The sequence below is a fragment of the Leifsonia sp. KNZ13-11D genome, assembly GCF_056754895.1.
The window spans coordinates 3,213,268-3,230,480 of the sequence record NZ_JBPGWU010000001.1 but is presented as its reverse complement, the minus strand read 5'-3'; the positions used below and the strand labels follow the sequence as shown (position 1 = coordinate 3,230,480).

The window sequence follows — 17,213 nt, the reverse complement described above, 5'->3', positions numbered from 1 at the left end:
CCGCAATCGCGGCGACAGATGACACGGAGGGCTTCTATCGCGGCCCGGTCCAGCCTCGGTGCTGGCGGAAACTCGATGCCCGGCCGGACCCGCATTCCCTTCCTGAGGCATTGCCAACAATGTCCTGAAGGGATACCGTGAGTGGCGCTCAAATGCAGCGGCCCAGCGGTCGAACGGCCAGCCGTCGCAGATCAGCATCGATGAAGGAGACCACAGTGAGTGACCCCACCCAGCCCCCGGCCTACCCCGCCTCGTCGTCGCCCGCTCCGGGTGCCGGCGCGCCGGTGGCACCCCCGCAGCAGGTGAACATCGCGTTCTGGCTGTACATCGTCGGCGCTGCGCTCAGCCTCATCTCGCTGATCGTCTCCCTGGTGACGATCGGGGGGTCGCGCGCCGCCATCCAGCGCCAGATCGAGTCGCAGGGCCACCAGGTCTCCAGCGGCGCGATCGACGCGGCCGTGGGCATCGGCGTGACCATCGCCATCGTGTTCGGCATCCTCTACATCGCCGCCTATGTGCTGTTCGCGGTGTTCATGCGCCGCGGCGCCAACTGGGCCCGCATCGTGCTGCTCGTGGTCACCGTCCTGTCGCTCTTCGGCATCCTCGACGGCTTCGGCCTCGGCGCGGCCCGCGTGGTGGTCGGCGTCATCGCGACGGTGCTGATCTTCCTCAAGCCGGCGAACGAGTACTTCGCGGCGGTCAAGGCCAGCAAGCAGCCGCGCGCGTAGCCCGCGCGGACAGGGGCCGGACGGTTCGGGGACTCCCGTCCGTCCGGCCCTTCGTATGCCCGGCGGTACGCCTGAAAGCAGGCGCGGCTCAGTCCAGGCGTTGAGCGCGATTCGTCGGCAGTTTCGTGCGGTTGTGCGCGCGGCGCCTGCGCACACGCTGTCCCAGGAAGTAGACGCCTGGCGCTCCACGTGCAGTAGCCAGCACGGCGCTTCCAGACGCGCTGATCATCACCAGCAGAGCCGCCAAGGCGCCACCGACGAGTAGTGACACGGCGAAGTCCTCGACCAGCTCATGGAGTGATCGGATCGCACTTTCAGCACTTGACGTCATACAGCAATCCCGGTCCGACGTAGGGGATGTCGAGCTGAAGACAGCGCTTCTGGCGCAGGGCGTTCGATGCCGCGTTCTTCACGATCTGGAAGCCGAGGTTGGCTGCCGTCGTGCACGCCTCGCCGGCGAGACCTCCCACAACGCACAGGTAGGAGAACATCTGTGCCGTTCCAGCGAAACTCACGATCTGCTTCGTTTCAGCTGTGGCGTATTGCGCCCAGCGAGACGTGGTCGACCGGCTTGACGGGGACGGTCACCGTGGTGCCATCGACGATTTCCGGAATTGCGCGCTTGCCGGTAGCGACGGTGGGTACATCCGCAGCGGTTGCCATGCCCACCAACTCTCTTGCCCTCATCTAGATTCCGATCTTGTTCGTCATCGAACGTCGGCGACTGGAGAGTCCTCGACCCGCTGGACGCGGAGAGGTCGTAGTCATCGATCCGGAGGGCGAGGCCCTCACTCTTCCAGACGCGCGGCGCTCGCGATCATGACGAGGCAAGCCGGGAGCGATCACTGGTTTGCATGCCCGCCGGGGCCTGGGCTGACGGACCCGCACTCCCCGTGCTAGGCTGCCCCGGTCCGTGCAGCAGATCGAGGAGGTGATACCCATGAACGCTATGACGTGGGTGCTCCTCTCTGGAGACACGGTCGGGCGATAGGTCGTCCGGGGGCGCCCTTCCGGCACTCCCGAAAGGCACGACCATGACCATCTACTTCACTTCTGAAACGCGCTCCGGCGCCGGCGTCGTCGAGCGCCGCTTCACTCTCGACGGGATCCAGGGCATCCTCTGGACGCCCGAGTCCGCTTCACCGTCCACCCCAGCCCCGCTGATCCTGCTCGGCCATCCCGGCGGCATCGACGGGATGTATCCGCGGCTCCTCGACCGGGCGCAGCGATCGGCGACCGACGGCTTCGCCGCGCTCGCCATCGAGCTGCCCGGAAGCGGGGACCGGCCGCCGTCGCCGGGACTGGAGCAGGCACGCTCCGACCTCCGACGGACCCTCGCCGCCGGCGACCCGGTCCCGCCGGAACTCGTCGACCGGCTGGTGCTGCCGTTGGTCGACGCGGCGGTGCCCGAGTGGCAGGCGGCAGTGGATGCCGCGCTCGCACTCCCCGAGATCGGGGGGCCGGTCGCGTACTCCGGCGGCTTCATCGCGATCGGGGTGCGGCTGGCTGCGACCGAGCCGCGGATCGTCGCGGCCGGTCTCTTCGCCGGCAGCTACATCCCGGCGGCGATCCTCGAGCAGGCGCGGCGGGTCACCATCCCGGTGCACGTCCTGCTGCAGTGGGACGACGAGGGCAACGACCGGCAGGCCGCCCTCGACCTCTTCGACGCGTTCGGCTCGTCGGAGAAGACGCTGCAGGCGAACCTGGGCGGCCATCGCGGCGTCCCCGCGTTCGCCGGCGAGGACGCCGCCCGGTTCTTCGCCCGGCACCTGCGGTGACGCATCCGGCCACCCGTCCCGGACGGGGCGGGTGGCCGGCTCGCGCCTCGCGTCAGGACTGCAGCCACCCCAGCAGGTCGGCGTTGATCGTGTCGGCCGGCGTGGCCGGCATCCCGTGCGGGAAGCCCGGGTACGACTTCAGCGTCCCGTTCTGCACGAGCTGCGCCGACAGGAGGCCGGAGCCGGCGTAGGGGACGAGCTGTCGTCCTCGCCATGCATGACCCGGTCATGCCCGACGAGGCACGTCGAACCTCGTGGTCGGCATCCGGCGAGGAACAGGGGCGATCCGGTCGTCAGTCGCCGGCGGCCACCGGCAGGAACACGCGCATGGTGCTCGGACCGCGGTTGGCCCAGCGGTGGTACGGGATGAGCCGGGCCGTCGCCGTCGCGTCCGCCTCGTCGGTCACCGCGTCCCCGTAGGGCCAGGCCGCGTCCCGCGGCTCGGCGACCGCCAGCGCCACCGTCGCGCCATCCGGGAGGCTGCCGAGCGACACGCTGGTATCGAGCGCGATGCGGCTCACGTCGACGCCGCCCGGGAGGTCGGTCGACTCGGCGCACAGCACGAGCGGCCCGCGCTCGACGGCGACGGTCCCGCGCAGGGCGTCGATCCGCGGATCCGGGTAGGTGAGCCGCGGTTCCATCGGAAGGTCGAGGTGGATGCGGTCCCCGGTCACGAAGTGCGCCCGGACGCGCGCGTAACCGTCCACGACGGCCAGCTCCTCGTCGCGGAACCGGGCAACCGCTCCTTCGGCCCAGCCCGGGATGCGCACCCTGACCTCGACCTCCCCCTCCGATTCGGCGTCGATCTCGATCGACCCGGCGTACGGATAGCCGCCGGTCCGCACAGCCAGCCGGACCGCGCCGGTGCCCACGGTGGTCTCCAGGTCCGCGTCCGCCAGCAGATGGAGCTGCACGCCGTCGTCGGTCGCGGTCGCGACGTACGACGAGACGCTCGCGAGGGTCCGCGCCACGTTCGTCGGGCAGCACGAGACCTCGAACCAGGGCGCGCGCATGCTCGACTCGGCGCGCTCGCTCACCTCGTCCTCGTCGGGCTCGCTGCCCGCGACCCGCTGGTGCAGGGTGTTCGCGTAGTAGAAGGCGCGACCGTCCTCGCGCGGCGAGACGAGGACCGCGTTCAGCAGCGTGCGCTCGATGAGGTCGGCGTAGCGGGCGTCGCCTGTCTGCAGCAGCAGGCGCCAGCTGAACATGACGGAGCCGATGGCCGCGCACGTCTCCGCGTACGCCCGGTCGGCGGGCAGTTCCAGGTCGCTCCCGAACTCCTCGTTCTGGTGGTGCGACCCGATTCCGCCGGTGAGGTACGTGCGGTGCGCGACCGTGTTGTCCCACTGGCGCCGCAGCGCGTCGAGGAGCTCCACGTCGCCGGACTCGGTGGCGACGTCGACCGCACCGGAGGACAGGTACATGGCCCGCACCGCGTGGCCGCGGAGCACCTCGGCGCTGCGGACGGGAACGTCGTCCAGGAAGTACTCGCTGCCCTGGAACAGCGTCGTCTTCAGCGTCCGGCGCCCGCGCCGCTCGACGAGCAGCCGGGCGAGCTCGATGTAACGCGGCTCGCCGAGCGCGCGGCCGAGTTCGACCAGGGCCGTCTCGATCTCGGGATGCCCGCAGACGGCGTCCCGGCCCTCCGGGCCGAACTCCGTGTACACGTGGTCGGCGAGCCGGCGGGCGACCGCCACCAGAGTGTCGTCGTGACCGGTGCGGTAGCGGGCGACGGCCGCCTGGAAGAGGTGGCCGAAGCAGTACAGCTCGTGCCCCCACTCCAGGTCGGAGTAGCGCGGTCGCTGGCCGGGGCGGCCGAAGGACGTGTGCAGGTAGCCGTCCGGCTCCTGGGCGGCCGCGACGCGCGCGACGAGATCCCGGTAGACGGGATCGAGCGGACCGTCCGGCGTCCGGCCCAGCTCCCAGGCCATCGCCTCGAGCAGCTTGTAGACCTCCGAGTCGACGAACTCGATGCCGTCGTGGCGCTCGGCGACGGTTCCGTCGGCGGCGCGGTCGAAGTTGCCCACCCAGCCGATCCGCTCCATCCAGGTCAGGCAGTGACCGATGATCGACTCGGCGTTCAGCGCCTGCTTCTCGCCCCAGAAGCCGTCGGCGAGGCGGACCTCCGACGGGCCGAGCGGGCGCAGAACGGAGTTGCTGGGGTTCACGGGTCCGCCGAGGCGCGTGCGGTCGAGGGTGTCGGTCATTCTGCTCCAGCCAGGATCGCGGATTCCGCGCGGGCCAGCGCGTCGGAACGGAGGGTCAGGTAGGCGCTCGCCGTCCAGCTGTACGCGCGGTCGCGCAGGCCGGCGCCGGTGCGCGCGTCGAAGTTCTCGGCGAAGCCGGAGGCCTCGCACAGCGCGGCGAACGAGCGGGCGATGCGGTCAGCCGTGTCGCGGTGGCCGGCGCGCCGCAGGCCGTCCTCGATGAGCATCGTCGACGGCGCCCAGATCGGCCCGCGCCAGTAGCCGTCGTCCTCGTACAGCGGGGAGCCGACCGGCTCGGTGGCCGGACCCCACTCGGTGAGGTGCCGGGTGATGGATGCGGCCAGCCGGTCGGCGACGTCCTCCGGCAGCTGCTCCCCGAGCACGATCGGGAGGGAGTTGAGCAGGCTGGTCGCGGGCGCCGGATCGCCGGTCGCCACCGAGCGGGCGACGAAGCCGGAGCCCGTCCAGAGCTCGCGGAACAGCGCGCTCCGCACCTGGCTCTCGGCCTCGATCCACTCCGACGCGGGCAACCCGAGCTCGTCGGACAGTTCCGCGAGCACACGCAGCTGCAGCACCAGGAAGGCCGCCAGGTCGGGCGATTCGATCACGCCGCCACGGTCGAAGGTGGTGGAGTTGTCCCAGCCGCTGTCGTTCCCGTGCTGGTAGTAGGGGAGCGAGTGGCCCGGGGCGCGGCGCTGGCGGAGCCAGAAGCGGGTCCACGCGGCGAGGCCGTCGTGCACCTCCTCGAGCTGCGCCCGCTCGAACGGTCGCGGCGCCCGTGCGCGGAGCTGCGCGAACGCCCAGCCGTGAATCGGCGGCTTGACGAAGTTGTACAGCACCTCGGAGTGCGTGATCGAATCGGGGAGCGCCCCGGTGGCGTCCCGGTGGTCGAAGGGGAGCAGGAACTGGTCGAGCGCCGCCTGCGGGTCGCCGGCGGCGAGGGCGATCGCGTTGAAGCAGTGGTCCCAGCTCCACACCTTGTCCATCCAGTGCTTCGACATGAGCACCGCCTCCCGCGTCACGAAGCCCGCAGGGGAGACGGTGGCCGACCACATCACGTAGCAGGCCTTCACGTCCACGCTGAACGGCGTGCCGGTGAGGAGCCGCTCGCTGTACTCGCGGAACTCGGCCCGCCGTGCCTCGACCACGGCGTCGAAGGCGGTGACCGATCCGACGGCGGGCGCGCTCGTCTCGAGCTCCTCGACGAGCACCTCCCACTCGTCGTCCGAGCCGAAGCCGACGGACCGGGCGGTCACGCCGACGCGTTCGGCCCCGACCACCTCCGGCTCACCGCGGAGCACCGTGAAGCGGTACCGGCGGCCGGACTCGTAGCTGGTGAGGGTGGGGGAGCCGTCGAGCGGATCCACGAACAGATAGGCGCCGGTGAACGGCGTCAGCTCGTCGGGAGCGACGAAGGCGAGGCCCAGCCCGCGGCCGCGGAACCGGATGCCGGCGTCGTCGAACGCCGCCTCGACCGTTCCACCGTGGGCGCTCCAGGCGAGGACACCCGGCGTGGCGCGGACCTCCGCCGGAACGGGACGTCCGTCCCTCCGGGGCTCCAGCCGCAGCACCGCGTGCATCCCGCCGGTGTGCGTCACCAGGTGGAGGTCGTCCGCGACCGTGTGCAGGGCGACGACGCGCGACAGGTCCAGCCACGCGCCGCGGCGCGAGAACGGGATCTCCGCGATGTCGAACGAGAAGTCGTCGAAGGCGCTCATCGTCAGTCCTTCACCGCCCCGGCGGTCACGCCCGCGGCCACGTACTTCTGCGCGATGACGAGCAGGACGGCCGCCGGGATGGACGCCACCACGGCGGTCGCCATGATCGCGTTCCACTCCTGGTTGTTGTTGCCGATGTACTTGTAGATGCCGAGCGTGATCGTCTGCAGGGCACCGCCGCTGTTCAGCGTCGACGAGAAGATGAAGTCGGACCACGCCCAGAGGAACGCGAACAGCGAGACCGTCACGATGGAGTTGCGGCTCACCGGCAGCACGATCGAGCGGAACGTCCGCCACGTTCCGGCGCCGTCGATCTTCGCCGCGCTCATCAGCTCGTCGGGGATGCCGGCCATGAACGCCGAGAAGATCAGCACTCCGAACGGCACCGCGAGGGTGGAGTCCGCGATGATCAGGCCCCACAGCGTGTTCAGGATGCCGAGGTTCAGGTAGATCGCGTAGAACCCCATCGCCATGATGATCCCGGGGATCATCTGGGCGATCAGCAGCACGAAGTTGAGCGCACCCCGGCCGCGCGGCCGCAGCTTGGCCAGCGAGTACGCGGCCGGCGCCGCCAGGGCGACGGTCAGGATCACGGTGCCGAGCCCGATCAGCAGGCTCGTGCCGAGGTACGGCAGCTGCTGGCTGATCACGGCCTGGTAGCCCTCGAACGTGGCGTGGATCGGGAACAGGTTCGGCGGGCTCTTGCGCATCTCGGTCGTGGGGGTGAGCGAGACGTTGATCATCCAGTAGACCGGGAAGAGCATCAGGAGGGTGAGCACGACGCCCACCGCGGTCTTCCACCAGGGTCGCCGGCCGTTCATGCGATGTCCTGCTTTCGCTGCGTGCGGATGTAGATGATCCCGAAGACGAGCGCGATGATGATCAGCACGTTGCCGACCGCCGCCGCCGGGCTGAAGTCCGGAAGCGTGGATGCGAAGCCGAGCTGGTACGACCAGGTCGCGAGCGTCGTGGACGACGTGCCGGGGCCGCCGCGCGTCATGATCCAGATGATGTCGAACACCTTCAGCGTGTAGACGAGGCCGAGCAGCAGCGTGATCGCCGACACCGGCCGCAGCAGCGGGAAGGTGACCTTCCAGAACTTCTGCCAGCCGTTCGCGCCGTCGAGGGAGGCCGCCTCGTACAGGTCCGACGGGATGTTCTGCAGGCCCGAGTAGAGGATCACCAGGTTGAAGGGGATGCCGATCCAGATGTTGGCGATGGTGACGCTGGTGAGTGCCCAGTCGGGGGAGGTCAGCCAGTTGATGCCCGGCAGGCCGAACGCCTCGAGGGCCGCGTTGACGACGCCCGAGTCGCTGTTCAGCATCCACGACCAGGTGGACGCCGACACGATCAGCGGGAGCAGCCACGGCACGAGGAACAGCGCACGCAGTGTCGCGGAGAGCCGGAAGTTCTGGTGGAAGAAGACGGCGAGGGCCATGCCGATGGTGAACTGGAACGCGATCGAGACGACGGTGAACAGCGCCGTGTGCAGGATGGCCGGCCCGAACGTCGGGCTCTGGAACACCTTCACATAGTTGTCCAGTCCGACGAACGGGGCGCCGCCCTGCACGAAGGACCGGACGGTGTAGTCCCGCACGCTCAGCTCGATGTTGCGGTAGAGCGGGAACGCGTAGAACACGATCAGGTAGATGACCACCGGCGCGAGGAAGGCCCAGGCGGCCCACTGTCCGGAGCGTCTCCTGCCCGACCGCCGGGTGCGCGCCCGCGGCGGGGCGGCCGTGCCGGCCGCCCCGCCCGTGCCCCGCACCGATTCGTGCAGCGCTGTCTGTGTCGTCGTCATGTTTCGGTACTTTCGGGGAGGTGCGTTACTTGGTGGCGGCCTCTGCCGCGCTCTGCGCGGCCTTCAGGGCCGCCTCGGGGGTCTGCGAGCCGCTGAGCGCATTCTGCACGGCGCCCCACAGCTGCTGCGAGATCTTCGGGTACTTCGTGCCCAGGTTGTCACTGGTGCGGCCCTTGGCGGCGGCCACCGCATCCACCCACGGCTTCAGCTCCGGGTTCGCGGCGACCTGCTCCTTCTGGGCAGCCTCGGTCGGCGCGATGTACGAGAGGGTCGTGTCGGTCTTCACGAAGCTCTTGGTGCTCGTGAGGCACTCGGCGATCTTCTTCGAGGTCGCGTACCGGGCCGTGTCCTTCTGCACGGGGATGGTCATGAACTCGCCGCCCGTCGGAGCGGGGGCTGCGCTGCCGTCGACGCCGGGGATCGTCAGGATGCCGTAGTCGATGCCGGCCTTCTTGACGTTGCCCAGCTGCCAGGTGCCGTTCTCGCCGAACGCGAAGTCGCCGGTCGCGAACTCCTGCCACGAGGTGGTCTGGGTGTTGTTGATCACCGAGTTGGGCGCGTAGCCCTTCTTCACCCAGTCCGTCCAGAGCGTCAGCGCCTGGGTCGCCTTGGCGGAGTCGAGGTGCTTGAGGTCGGCGCCGGAGCCCCAGAACCAGGGCAGGAACTGGAAGCTCCCCTCCTCGGTGCCGATGGCCGAGAAGGTGATGCCCTTCTTGCCCGCGGCGGTGACCTTGGCGAGCGCGTCGGTCAGGCTGCTCCAGTCCTTGATCGTGGAGACGTCGACACCGGCGGCGTTCAGCACGCTCTTGTTGTAGTAGAGCGCCAGGGTGTTCGCGCCGATCGGCACACCGTACGTCTTCCCGTCGAGCTGCCCGGCGGCCAGGATGTTCTTCTGGATGTCGCCGGTGTCGAGCTTGTTCTCGGACGTGCTGGTGAGGATGCCGGCCTCGGCCAACGTCGACACCACGGGGTTGTCGACCAGCAGCAGGTCGGGGGAGCTGCCCTGCTGTCCGGCCAGCAGCGCCTTGTTCGTCAGGTCGCTGGTGTCGTAGCCGGTGCGCTTGACGGTGACGCCGGCCTCCGTGCCGCACTGCTCGACGAGCTTCGTCCAGTCGGCCGAGGCGTCGAACTGCGGGTACGGATCCCAGAACGTGTAGGTGCCTCCGGCACTGCTGCCGGAGCCGGAGCCCGAGCCTGAGCCCGAGCAGGCCGCGACGCCGCCGATGACGGCTGCGGCGAGAACCGCCGCGCCCACCAGGCGGGCGCTCTTGTGTGCGATCACAGTATTCCTCCTTGAATCGTGCAGTGCTGATGTGTCGTGTCCGGGGAGCGCCCTGCGGTGTGCGGCGCTGCGTCTGGTCTCGGGTTCATCGGGTGCTCCCGCGGATCGTGAGCTCCGGTGCGATGAACCTCGTCACCGGAGCTCCAGCGAGCTCGGGCGACGTGATCCGGCGCACCAGTTGCCGGACCGCGTTCTGGCCCAGCTGATCGGGCGAGCTCTCCACCGCCGTGTAGGGCAGGGAGAACGCTCGACCGAAGTCTTTGGAGTACAGGCTGACCACGGACAGGTCGGCCGGAACCCGGGTGCCGCGCGCGGCGAGCACCGAGGGGAGTGCGGCGATCGTGGCGTCGTTGTGGACGATCAGCGCGGTCGCGGTGGGTCGCGCATCCAGGATCGCGTTGACGCTCTGGCCGATCGCCGGCTGCTGCGCCTCGCCGAAGTACGGGTGCATCTGGATGCCGTAGCGGGCCGCGCGCTCGAGCGCCGCATCCCGGAACCGCCAGCCGTACGCGCCGCCGCGCTCGAACACGTGCTTGGGAGGCGACACCACGATGATCTCGCGGTGGCCGAGGCCGTACAGGTGGTCGACGAGGATGCGCGCGGACTCCCCGAAGTCGAGGTCGAAGACGTCGAGCCCCTCTGTGCGCTTGGGAAGGCCGACCAGCGCGCCCGGCTGCGAGGCGGCACGGAGCGTGTCGAGCCGCGGGTCGTCGTGGACGACGTCGAGCAGCACGACGCCGTCGACCATCCCGGCGCTGGTGACCCGGCGGAGGGCGGCCGTCGCGTCGATCTCGGTGACCAGCAGGATGTCGTAGCCGAACTCGCGGGCCGTGTCCGACACCGGGAGCACGTACTGGAGCATCGCCGGGGCGAACTCGTCCTGGTGGAACTGCGTGAGCAGCCCGATGACCATGGTCTGCGATGTGGCGAGGGCGCGGGCGCCCGCGTTGGCCGTGAAGCCGAGCGCCGAGATGGCCTCGTCGATGCGCGCCCGGGTCGACGGCGAGATGGACCGCTTGCCCGACAGCGCGTACGAGACGGTGCTGGGGGAGACGCCCGCGTGGCGGGCGACGTCTGTGATCGTGATCGCCACGGGCACCTCCTCAGGCCGTCATCGTCGAACCGGTTCGATCACTGTAGCGCGCGATCCCGTCCTCCACAAGTCGAAGCGGTTCGACACTGTCCGCCGCCGCTTCTCCTCCCGTCCCGTGTTGCCGCGATGTGGCACGAATCGCGGTAATGAGTGCCCGATAGCCGCGATGTGGCGCAAATGTCGCGCCCGAGCGGGGGCGCGAACGAGGCTGGGGCACCGGCCGAGGCGACAATCGTGCCCAATGTCGCCGTCGCGCCTGCCACACACGACATTCGTGCCGAATGTCGCCGTCGCGCCTGCCACACACGACATTCGTGCCGAATGTCGCCGTCGCGCCTGCCACACACGACATTCGTGCCGAATGTCGCCGGCGCCTGGCGCGCGAGCATTCGGCACGAATCGCGGTCATCCCCGCCCCAGAACCACGATTCGGCACGAATGGCGCCCCCGGCCACGGGCGCGGCAGCGCCGCGCGCTCAGGCGACGGGGCGCGTGCTCCCGCGGTCGACCAGCTCCGGCTCGATGAAGCGGACGCGCGGCTCCCCGGCCTCCTCGGGCGAGTGGATGCGGCGGATGAGCTGGCGCACCGCCTCCTGTCCGAGGCGGTCCGGGGACGTCTCGGCGGCGGTGTAGGGGAGCGAGAAGGCCTGCCCGAACTCCTGCGAGAAGACGCCGACCACCGAGAGGTCGTCGGGCACGCGCATCCCCCGCTTGTCCAGGTATGCGGGGAGCGCGGCGATGGTCGCGTCGTTGTGGACCATCAGCGCGGTGGCGTGGGGGGATGCGGCCAGCGCCGCATCCAGCGAGTCCGTGATCCCGGGCTGACGCGAGTCGCCCTCATGGGCGACGAGGCGGATCCCGTAGCGTGCCGCGCGTTCGACGGCCGCGTCGCGGAAGCGCCACGCGTACGATCCCCCGCGTTCGTAGACGTGGCGCGGCGGGGTGATCAGCACGATGTCGCGGTGCCCCATGCCGGCGAGGTGGTCGACCACGCGCCGCGCCGCCTCACCGAAGTCGAGGTCGTAGGAGTCGAATCCCTCGCCGTTGCGGGCGTAGCCGATCAGCACCGCGGGCTGCGGCGCCTCCCGGAGCGGCTCCAGCCGGGAGTCGTCGTAGGTGACGTCGAGCAGCACGACGCCGTCGATCATCGCCGACGACGTCGTGCGCCGCACGGCGTTGACGCGATCGGCGTCCGTCACCATCAGCAGGTCGTAGCCGTGCTCGCGCGCAGTGGTCGATACGGGCAGCACGTATTGCAGCATCGCGGGCGCGAACTCGTCCTCCTGGAACTGCAGGTACAGCCCGAGCACGTTCGTCTGCGCGGTGGCGAGCGCGCGGGCGCCGGCGTTCGGGGTGAAGCCCAGCTCGTCGATGGCGGCCTGGATGCGCGTCCGCGTCTCTTCGGAGATGGCGCGCTTGCCCGACAGCGCGTAGGAGACCGTGCTGCGCGAGACGCCGGCGGCGCGGGCGACGTCGCCGATGGTCGCTGCCATGCTTCCTCCTCGCTGTGGTCGCTGCGGGCGACGCCTGCGCTGCGCACAGGATCGTCCCCGTGATTCTGTCATGGGCGTCCGTCTGCGGCGCGCTGCGCCCCCGCAAGGCGTCGAATCGGTTCGCGTCGATCGGTCGAACGGGTGTGCGCGCGCCGCCCATCCGCGAGTGCGTCGTTCCGGACCGTCTGCGCCTGTTCGACGGGCGGCAGTCGTCCCGAACGCGAGCAGTCGCGCCGAAGGCGCGCGGCAGGGCCGGTCGAATCGGTTCGACAGACCGTCGACCGCCGACGAGCAGCCACTACCGCGCCGATCCGCTCCGCCGGGACCCGGCGCGCGGGCTCGGCGGAACGTCGAGGGAGCCCTCGTCGAGGAGCTGCAGCCCGAGCGGGGTGGACGCCGACACCACCAGCGCGCTCACCCACTCCGCGTTGATCTCGGGGAACCGGCTGCCGGAGTATTTGAAGTGAAGGTCGGTGTGCGGGCCGATCCAGACCGCGCTGCGGCCGTCGCCGACGCTCTCGTTGTCGCGCCAGTTCAGCATGAACGACTCCTGGCGGCGGAGCTTCGTGGCCACGGCGAGCTGCAGGTGGGCGAGCACGCGGTCCTCGAAGGTGATCGCCAGCCGTCCGGCGCCGTAGAAGAGGGTTCCCATCGTCGTGGCTCCGCGCGGTCAGTCGCTGTAGTGCTCGCCCGAGAACTCGGGGTTCTCCTCGAACACCGGTCGCGAGGGTTGCAGCCGTGCCGTCTTGTCGCGCATCGACTCGGTCGCCGCCGCGTCGGTCAGGTCGACACCACGGTCGAGGGCCGGCGCAGCGAACAGCTGACTGGCCGGCCCGATGAGCAGCCGAGTGCGGCCCTGCATCCCCTCATCGGACAGGGAGGGGACGGTCACCAGGTCCGATTTGCCCACATCCGCCAGGGCTCGCGCGTACTGGACGAGTGCGTCGCAGACATCGTCGTCGAGGAAGATGTGCCCCCCGGCGTAATACAACTTCTCCATGTCCCATGATTTCCACCGATTGGCGCACTTTTCCAGTCCCCTCCGCATCCGGATGGCCGCCGGATGCCGGACACATGACGAATGGATCCGTCCGGCTTCTCCGGAAGGACGAAGGGGGTCGCTGGCGGCTCATCGGGGGCCCACGCGCCGGGGTGGATGCGATGCACTGCGATCACACATACCGACCCCACGCGCGGGGTCGACAGAGGGGCGCGGAGAGGCGCAGTCCACCCGATCCAGGGATACCCTGGCTGATCGACCGGAAACCGTCGCACCGAGGCCCGCCCCGCACCGAAACCCGCCCGCACCGAAACCCGCCCGCACCGAAACCCGCCCGCACCGAAACCCGCCCGCACCGAAACCCGCCCGCACCGAAACCCGCCCGCACCGAAACCCGCCCGCACCGAAACCCGCCCGCACCGAAACCCGCCCGCACCCAGGCCCGCCGCCACCGAAGGGAGAGCGCATGCGCCCCGACCTGATCCACCTGACCGCGGGCGGGGTGAGCGTGCTGCTCGACCTGCGCGGCGCACAGCTGCCGACCATCCCGCACTGGGGCGCGGCACTCGGGACGGTGGATGCGGCTGAAGCCCGGGCCATCGCGCTGACCGACGTGCGACCGGTCGCGCCGAACGCACCCGGCGAACCGGCGCGCGTCGCGATCCTTCCCGAGCAGCGGACCGGATGGCTCGGCCGCCCGGGGCTGAGCGGCAGCCGCGACGGCGCCGACTGGTCCCCCTGCTTCGGTGTGGTGGAGGTGACCGTCGGCGACGGGCGGCCCGAGCCGGACGGCGACCTCCTCACCCTTCCCGCGGGTGGACGCGTGTCCGTCGTCGCCCGGGATGCGGCGGCTGCTCTGCAGCTCACGATCGACGTCGAGCTGTCGGCGGCCGGTGTGCTGCGTTCGGCGGCCACGCTCCGCAACGACGGCGACACCTATCGCCTCGACGACCTGGGGATCGCCTATCCCATCCCGGCTCGCGCCCGGGAGGTGCTCGACTTCGCCGGCCGCTGGGGCAAGGAGCGCACGCCGCAGCGGCGTCCGCTCACGGTCGGCGCCCATGTCCGCGAGGGGCGGCACGGCCGCACCGGGGCCGACGCCGCGACCCTGCTCATCGCCGGCAAGGCGGGATTCGGTTTCGCCCACGGCGAGGTCTGGGGCGTCCACACCGGCTTCAGCGGCAACCACCGCCACTACGCCGAGCGGCTGCCCGGCGGCGAGCAGGTCATCGGCGGCGGCGAGCTGCTCCTGCCGGGCGAGATCCGTCTGGGCCGCGGCGAGAGCTACCGCAGTCCGTGGGTCTTCGGCGTCTACGGCGACGGGCTCGACGACCAGGCGCGCCGCCTGCATCGGCACCTGCGCTCGCGCGCGCAGCATCCGCGCCGTCCGCGACCGGTCACCCTCAACGTGTGGGAGGCCGTCTACTTCGACCACGATCTCGCCAGACTCACGGCGCTCGCCGATCGGGCCGCGTCGATCGGGATCGAGCGCTTCGTTCTCGACGACGGCTGGTTCCGGCACCGGCGGAACGCCCGCGCCGGGCTCGGCGATTGGTACGTGGACGAGGACGTCTGGCCGGACGGCCTCACGCCGCTGATCGACCACGTGCGCGGCCTCGGGATGGAGTTCGGCCTCTGGTTCGAGCCCGAGATGGTGAACCCGGACTCCGACCTGGCGCGCGCGCATCCCGAGTGGATCATGCAGACCGGCGGGCGGCTGCCCGTGGAGTCGCGGCACCAGCAGGTGCTGAATCTGGGCATCCCTGAGGCCTACGCGTACGTCCGCGACCGCATGGCCGACATCCTCGCCGCCGACGACATCGCCTACATCAAGTGGGACCACAACCGCGACCTCGTGGATGCCGGGACGGCCCCCGGAGGCGCGTCCGGCGTGCATGAGCAGACCCTGGCCGCGTACCGGCTGATGGCCGAGCTCAAAGGGAGGTTCCCGGGCCTCGAGATCGAGTCGTGCAGCTCCGGCGGCGCGCGGGTGGACCTCGGAGTGATCGAGCACACCGACCGCGTCTGGGTCTCGGACTGCATCGACCCGCTGGAGCGGCAGGGCATGATGCGGTGGACGCAGCAGCTTCTCCCGCCCGAGCTCCTCGGCGCCCACGTCGCGTCCGAGTACTCGCACACCACCCACCGCCGCCACGACCTCGGATTCCGAGCCGGCTCCGCGGTCTTCGGCCACTTCGGAGTCGAGTGGGACCTGACCTCCGCGTCCGGTTCCGACCTCGCTCAGCTGGGCGAGTGGATCGCGTTCCACCGCGAGAACCGCGACCTCCTGCACCACGGCGACCTGGTGCGGATGGACGACCTCGACCCCACGTTCTGGGTGAGCGGCGTGGTGTCGCCGGACAAGCGCCGTGCCCTGTTCGCCCTCGCGTTCCTCGGCCGCTCCGACGCCGCTCCGCTCGGCCGGTTCACTCTGCGGGGACTGGGGGACGAGACCCGCTACCGCGTCGTGCCGCTCACCCTCGGCGACCACTCCGGCAGCCAGGCGGCGCCCGCGTGGTTCTTCGCCGGGCGCGACGACACCCCGACGGCGGCGGACGGCGTCACGCCGCTCTCCCGCCCGCTCGGCGGCCGCGCGGGCCGCGGCACTCCAGCGCCCACGGGCATCGAGCTGAGCGGTCGCGCGCTCCGCGTCACCGGTTTGCAGACGCCGCTCTCGTATCCGGATCGCGTCTGGCTGTTGAGCGTGGAGGCCGTGTAGCCCCGGCGTACGGGTGGCGGAGGTGCAGACGTTCCTGTTCCAGCGGCATTCAGCACTTCGTTCCACCGTCACTCACGTCCGCTAGCCGTCCCCGCGCCCCCGCGCAACCTTTATGACGCTCATTGAGCATCGCTACCGAATGTGACAGCCGGGGATGCGTGCTGCCCGGGTGCGGTTCTAACGTCGGCGACGCACCCACCCGCGTCATCCGCAGCCCGATGTGAAGGACACAGCATGAAGACTCTCCTCCGGGGCGCCGCACTCGCGTCCGTCGCCGCCCTCGCCGTCACCGGCCTCGCCGCCTGCGCCGGCGGCTCCGCAGCCTCCAGCGGCTCCTCCTCGAAGACCCCCGTGTACTTCGGCGTCTCGTCCGCGACCACCGGGCAGTACGCCCAGTACGGCGAGCAGTTCAAGGAGGCGTTCGACCTCGCCGTCGAGCAGGTCAACGCGAAGGGCGGCATCGACGGCCACCCCGTCCAGCTGAAGTACGAGGACTCGCAGTCCGACCCCAAGCAGTCGGTCGCCGTCGCCCAGAAGTTCGTCGGCGACGACAGCGTCAGCCTCGTCTTCGGCGACTACTCGTCGGCGGCGTCCATCCCGGCCTCGCCGATCTACACCGCCGGGAAGCTGGTGCAGTACGGGTTCAACAACTCCAACCCCGACTTCACCGCCAAGGGCACCGAGTACCAGTGGTCCACCTCCATCACCACGAGTGCGACCTACACCTGGACCGCCGACTACATCAAGAAGCAGGGCGTCGACTCCGTCGGTGTCAGCTACCTGAACACGGCCGACTGGGGCATCCCCGCGTTCAACGCCTTCAAGGCGGAGGCGAAGAAGGTGGGCCTCAAGATCACCGACGCCGAGGGCGTGCTCGACACCTCCGACGACTACCGCCCGTCGCTGACCAAGGCCGTCGCGGGCAAGCCGAAGGCCTTCGTGCACATCGGTTACGGCCCCGACGCGGCCAAGATCGTCACCCAGCTGCGGGCGATCGGGTATGACGGAACCTTCTACGGCGGCCAGGACGAGCAGTCGTTCGACGGCACGAAGGATGCGGAGGGCGCGATCAACGGTGCCGAGTTCCTGTCCTCCAACCCGGCACCCGAGGTGCAGGCGTTCGTGAAGGCGTTCAAGAAGAAGTACCCGCAGGAGACCGAGGTCACCGGGTTCGAGGCCGGCGCCTACGACGCGCTCAACGTCGCCGTCGCCGCCGCGAAGATCGGCGGGACGGACCGCGCGGGCATCCTCGCCGGGTTCAAGAAGGTCAAGGATGTGCCGAGCGTCGTCTACGGGAAGATCACCTTCGACCAGTCCACGCGCCGCGTGGCCTCGCCGCAGCTGACCCCGAGCATCCTGCGCGACGGGAAGTGGGTCGCGTACAACGGCTGACC

At 70.2% G+C, this 17,213-nt stretch carries 15 protein-coding genes; 4 read left to right on the top strand and 11 right to left on the bottom strand.

Translation table 11 applies throughout. The features are described 5' to 3' along the window. Positions 1 to 215 precede the first annotated feature (215 nt). Positions 216 to 728: a hypothetical protein gene (locus ACR9Y5_RS15805; RefSeq protein ID WP_481298834.1), complete on the top strand. Its 513-nt coding sequence runs from the start codon at positions 216 to 218 to the stop codon at positions 726 to 728. Positions 729 to 1,042: 314 nt separating this feature from the next. Here ACR9Y5_RS15805 and ACR9Y5_RS15800 read toward each other — a convergent pair whose 3' ends face one another. Together ACR9Y5_RS15800 and ACR9Y5_RS15795 are read right to left on the bottom strand one after the other, a co-directional pair. After that, positions 1,043 to 1,243, bottom strand: coding sequence for a hypothetical protein (locus ACR9Y5_RS15800; RefSeq protein WP_481298833.1), 201 nt, complete (start codon positions 1,241 to 1,243; stop codon positions 1,043 to 1,045). Between the two features lie 13 nt (positions 1,244 to 1,256). Continuing rightward, positions 1,257 to 1,391, bottom strand: a complete 135-nt coding sequence (locus tag ACR9Y5_RS15795) for a hypothetical protein (RefSeq protein ID WP_481298832.1) — start codon at positions 1,389 to 1,391, stop codon at positions 1,257 to 1,259. A 371-nt stretch (positions 1,392 to 1,762) separates the two neighbouring features. On the opposite strand from ACR9Y5_RS15795, the gene ACR9Y5_RS15790 reads away from it, so the two are divergent. Continuing rightward, the gene (locus ACR9Y5_RS15790) at positions 1,763 to 2,506 is read left to right on the top strand and encodes a dienelactone hydrolase family protein (RefSeq protein ID WP_481298831.1); all 744 of its coding nucleotides are present in this window, start codon (positions 1,763 to 1,765) and stop codon (positions 2,504 to 2,506) included. A gap of 293 nt (positions 2,507 to 2,799) precedes the next feature. Here the strand turns inward: ACR9Y5_RS15790 and ACR9Y5_RS15785 are convergent, their stop codons facing one another. From ACR9Y5_RS15785 to ACR9Y5_RS15745, 9 genes are all read right to left on the bottom strand, one after another. Beyond that, positions 2,800 to 4,713: a glycoside hydrolase family 127 protein gene (locus ACR9Y5_RS15785; protein ID WP_481298830.1), complete on the bottom strand. Its 1,914-nt coding sequence runs from the start codon at positions 4,711 to 4,713 to the stop codon at positions 2,800 to 2,802. After that, positions 4,710 to 6,431 carry an amylo-alpha-1,6-glucosidase gene (locus ACR9Y5_RS15780; RefSeq protein ID WP_481298829.1) on the bottom strand — a complete coding sequence of 574 codons (1,722 nt, stop codon included), beginning with the start codon at positions 6,429 to 6,431 and terminating at the stop codon, positions 4,710 to 4,712. The genes ACR9Y5_RS15785 and ACR9Y5_RS15780 overlap by 4 nt, the downstream gene beginning before the upstream one ends. 2 nt (positions 6,432 to 6,433) lie before the next feature. Next, a complete protein-coding gene (locus tag ACR9Y5_RS15775) occupies positions 6,434 to 7,252 on the bottom strand; it encodes a carbohydrate ABC transporter permease (protein WP_481298828.1) in 819 nt (272 codons plus the stop codon). Then, positions 7,249 to 8,232, bottom strand: coding sequence for a carbohydrate ABC transporter permease (locus ACR9Y5_RS15770; protein ID WP_310134012.1), 984 nt, complete (start codon positions 8,230 to 8,232; stop codon positions 7,249 to 7,251). The genes ACR9Y5_RS15775 and ACR9Y5_RS15770 overlap by 4 nt, the downstream gene beginning before the upstream one ends. 25 nt (positions 8,233 to 8,257) lie before the next feature. Next, positions 8,258 to 9,514 (bottom strand): sugar ABC transporter substrate-binding protein, encoded by a 1,257-nt coding sequence (locus ACR9Y5_RS15765; protein ID WP_481298827.1) that lies wholly within the window; start codon positions 9,512 to 9,514, stop codon positions 8,258 to 8,260. An 85-nt stretch (positions 9,515 to 9,599) separates the two neighbouring features. Further along, positions 9,600 to 10,607 (bottom strand): LacI family DNA-binding transcriptional regulator, encoded by a 1,008-nt coding sequence (locus ACR9Y5_RS15760; protein ID WP_310134017.1) that lies wholly within the window; start codon positions 10,605 to 10,607, stop codon positions 9,600 to 9,602. Positions 10,608 to 11,083: 476 nt separating this feature from the next. Continuing rightward, a complete protein-coding gene (locus tag ACR9Y5_RS15755) occupies positions 11,084 to 12,100 on the bottom strand; it encodes a LacI family DNA-binding transcriptional regulator (protein ID WP_481298826.1) in 1,017 nt (338 codons plus the stop codon). Between the two features lie 298 nt (positions 12,101 to 12,398). After that, the gene (locus tag ACR9Y5_RS15750) at positions 12,399 to 12,752 is read right to left on the bottom strand and encodes a DUF7882 family protein (protein ID WP_481298825.1); all 354 of its coding nucleotides are present in this window, start codon (positions 12,750 to 12,752) and stop codon (positions 12,399 to 12,401) included. Positions 12,753 to 12,770: 18 nt separating this feature from the next. Then, a complete protein-coding gene (locus tag ACR9Y5_RS15745) occupies positions 12,771 to 13,100 on the bottom strand; it encodes a hypothetical protein (RefSeq protein WP_481298824.1) in 330 nt (109 codons plus the stop codon). Between the two features lie 466 nt (positions 13,101 to 13,566). Here ACR9Y5_RS15745 and ACR9Y5_RS15740 point away from each other — a divergent pair, with 466 nt between their 5' ends. Both ACR9Y5_RS15740 and ACR9Y5_RS15735 read left to right on the top strand, forming a co-directional pair. Continuing rightward, entirely contained in the window at positions 13,567 to 15,819 is a 2,253-nt protein-coding gene (locus ACR9Y5_RS15740) for an alpha-galactosidase (protein ID WP_481298823.1), read from the top strand. Between the two features lie 234 nt (positions 15,820 to 16,053). Further along, positions 16,054 to 17,211: an ABC transporter substrate-binding protein gene (locus ACR9Y5_RS15735; protein WP_481298822.1), complete on the top strand. Its 1,158-nt coding sequence runs from the start codon at positions 16,054 to 16,056 to the stop codon at positions 17,209 to 17,211. The last annotated feature ends 2 nt before the right edge of the window (positions 17,212 to 17,213 follow it).

Bases quoted from the DNA above. Each gene is read 5' to 3' on its own strand.
- ACR9Y5_RS15780 (WP_481298829.1), bottom strand. From the start codon at position 6,431: ATGAGCGCCTTCGACGACTTCTCGTTCGACATCGCGGAGATCCCGTTC.
- ACR9Y5_RS15755 (WP_481298826.1), bottom strand. From the start codon at position 12,100: ATGGCAGCGACCATCGGCGACGTCGCCCGCGCCGCCGGCGTCTCGCGC.
- ACR9Y5_RS15785 (WP_481298830.1), bottom strand. From the start codon at position 4,713: ATGACCGACACCCTCGACCGCACGCGCCTCGGCGGACCCGTGAACCCC.
- ACR9Y5_RS15735 (WP_481298822.1), top strand. From the start codon at position 16,054: ATGAAGACTCTCCTCCGGGGCGCCGCACTCGCGTCCGTCGCCGCCCTC.
- ACR9Y5_RS15790 (WP_481298831.1), top strand. From the start codon at position 1,763: ATGACCATCTACTTCACTTCTGAAACGCGCTCCGGCGCCGGCGTCGTC.
- ACR9Y5_RS15795 (WP_481298832.1), bottom strand. From the start codon at position 1,391: ATGGCAACCGCTGCGGATGTACCCACCGTCGCTACCGGCAAGCGCGCA.
- ACR9Y5_RS15775 (WP_481298828.1), bottom strand. From the start codon at position 7,252: ATGAACGGCCGGCGACCCTGGTGGAAGACCGCGGTGGGCGTCGTGCTC.
- ACR9Y5_RS15745 (WP_481298824.1), bottom strand. From the start codon at position 13,100: ATGGAGAAGTTGTATTACGCCGGGGGGCACATCTTCCTCGACGACGAT.
- ACR9Y5_RS15770 (WP_310134012.1), bottom strand. From the start codon at position 8,232: ATGACGACGACACAGACAGCGCTGCACGAATCGGTGCGGGGCACGGGC.
- ACR9Y5_RS15750 (WP_481298825.1), bottom strand. From the start codon at position 12,752: ATGGGAACCCTCTTCTACGGCGCCGGACGGCTGGCGATCACCTTCGAG.
- ACR9Y5_RS15740 (WP_481298823.1), top strand. From the start codon at position 13,567: ATGCGCCCCGACCTGATCCACCTGACCGCGGGCGGGGTGAGCGTGCTG.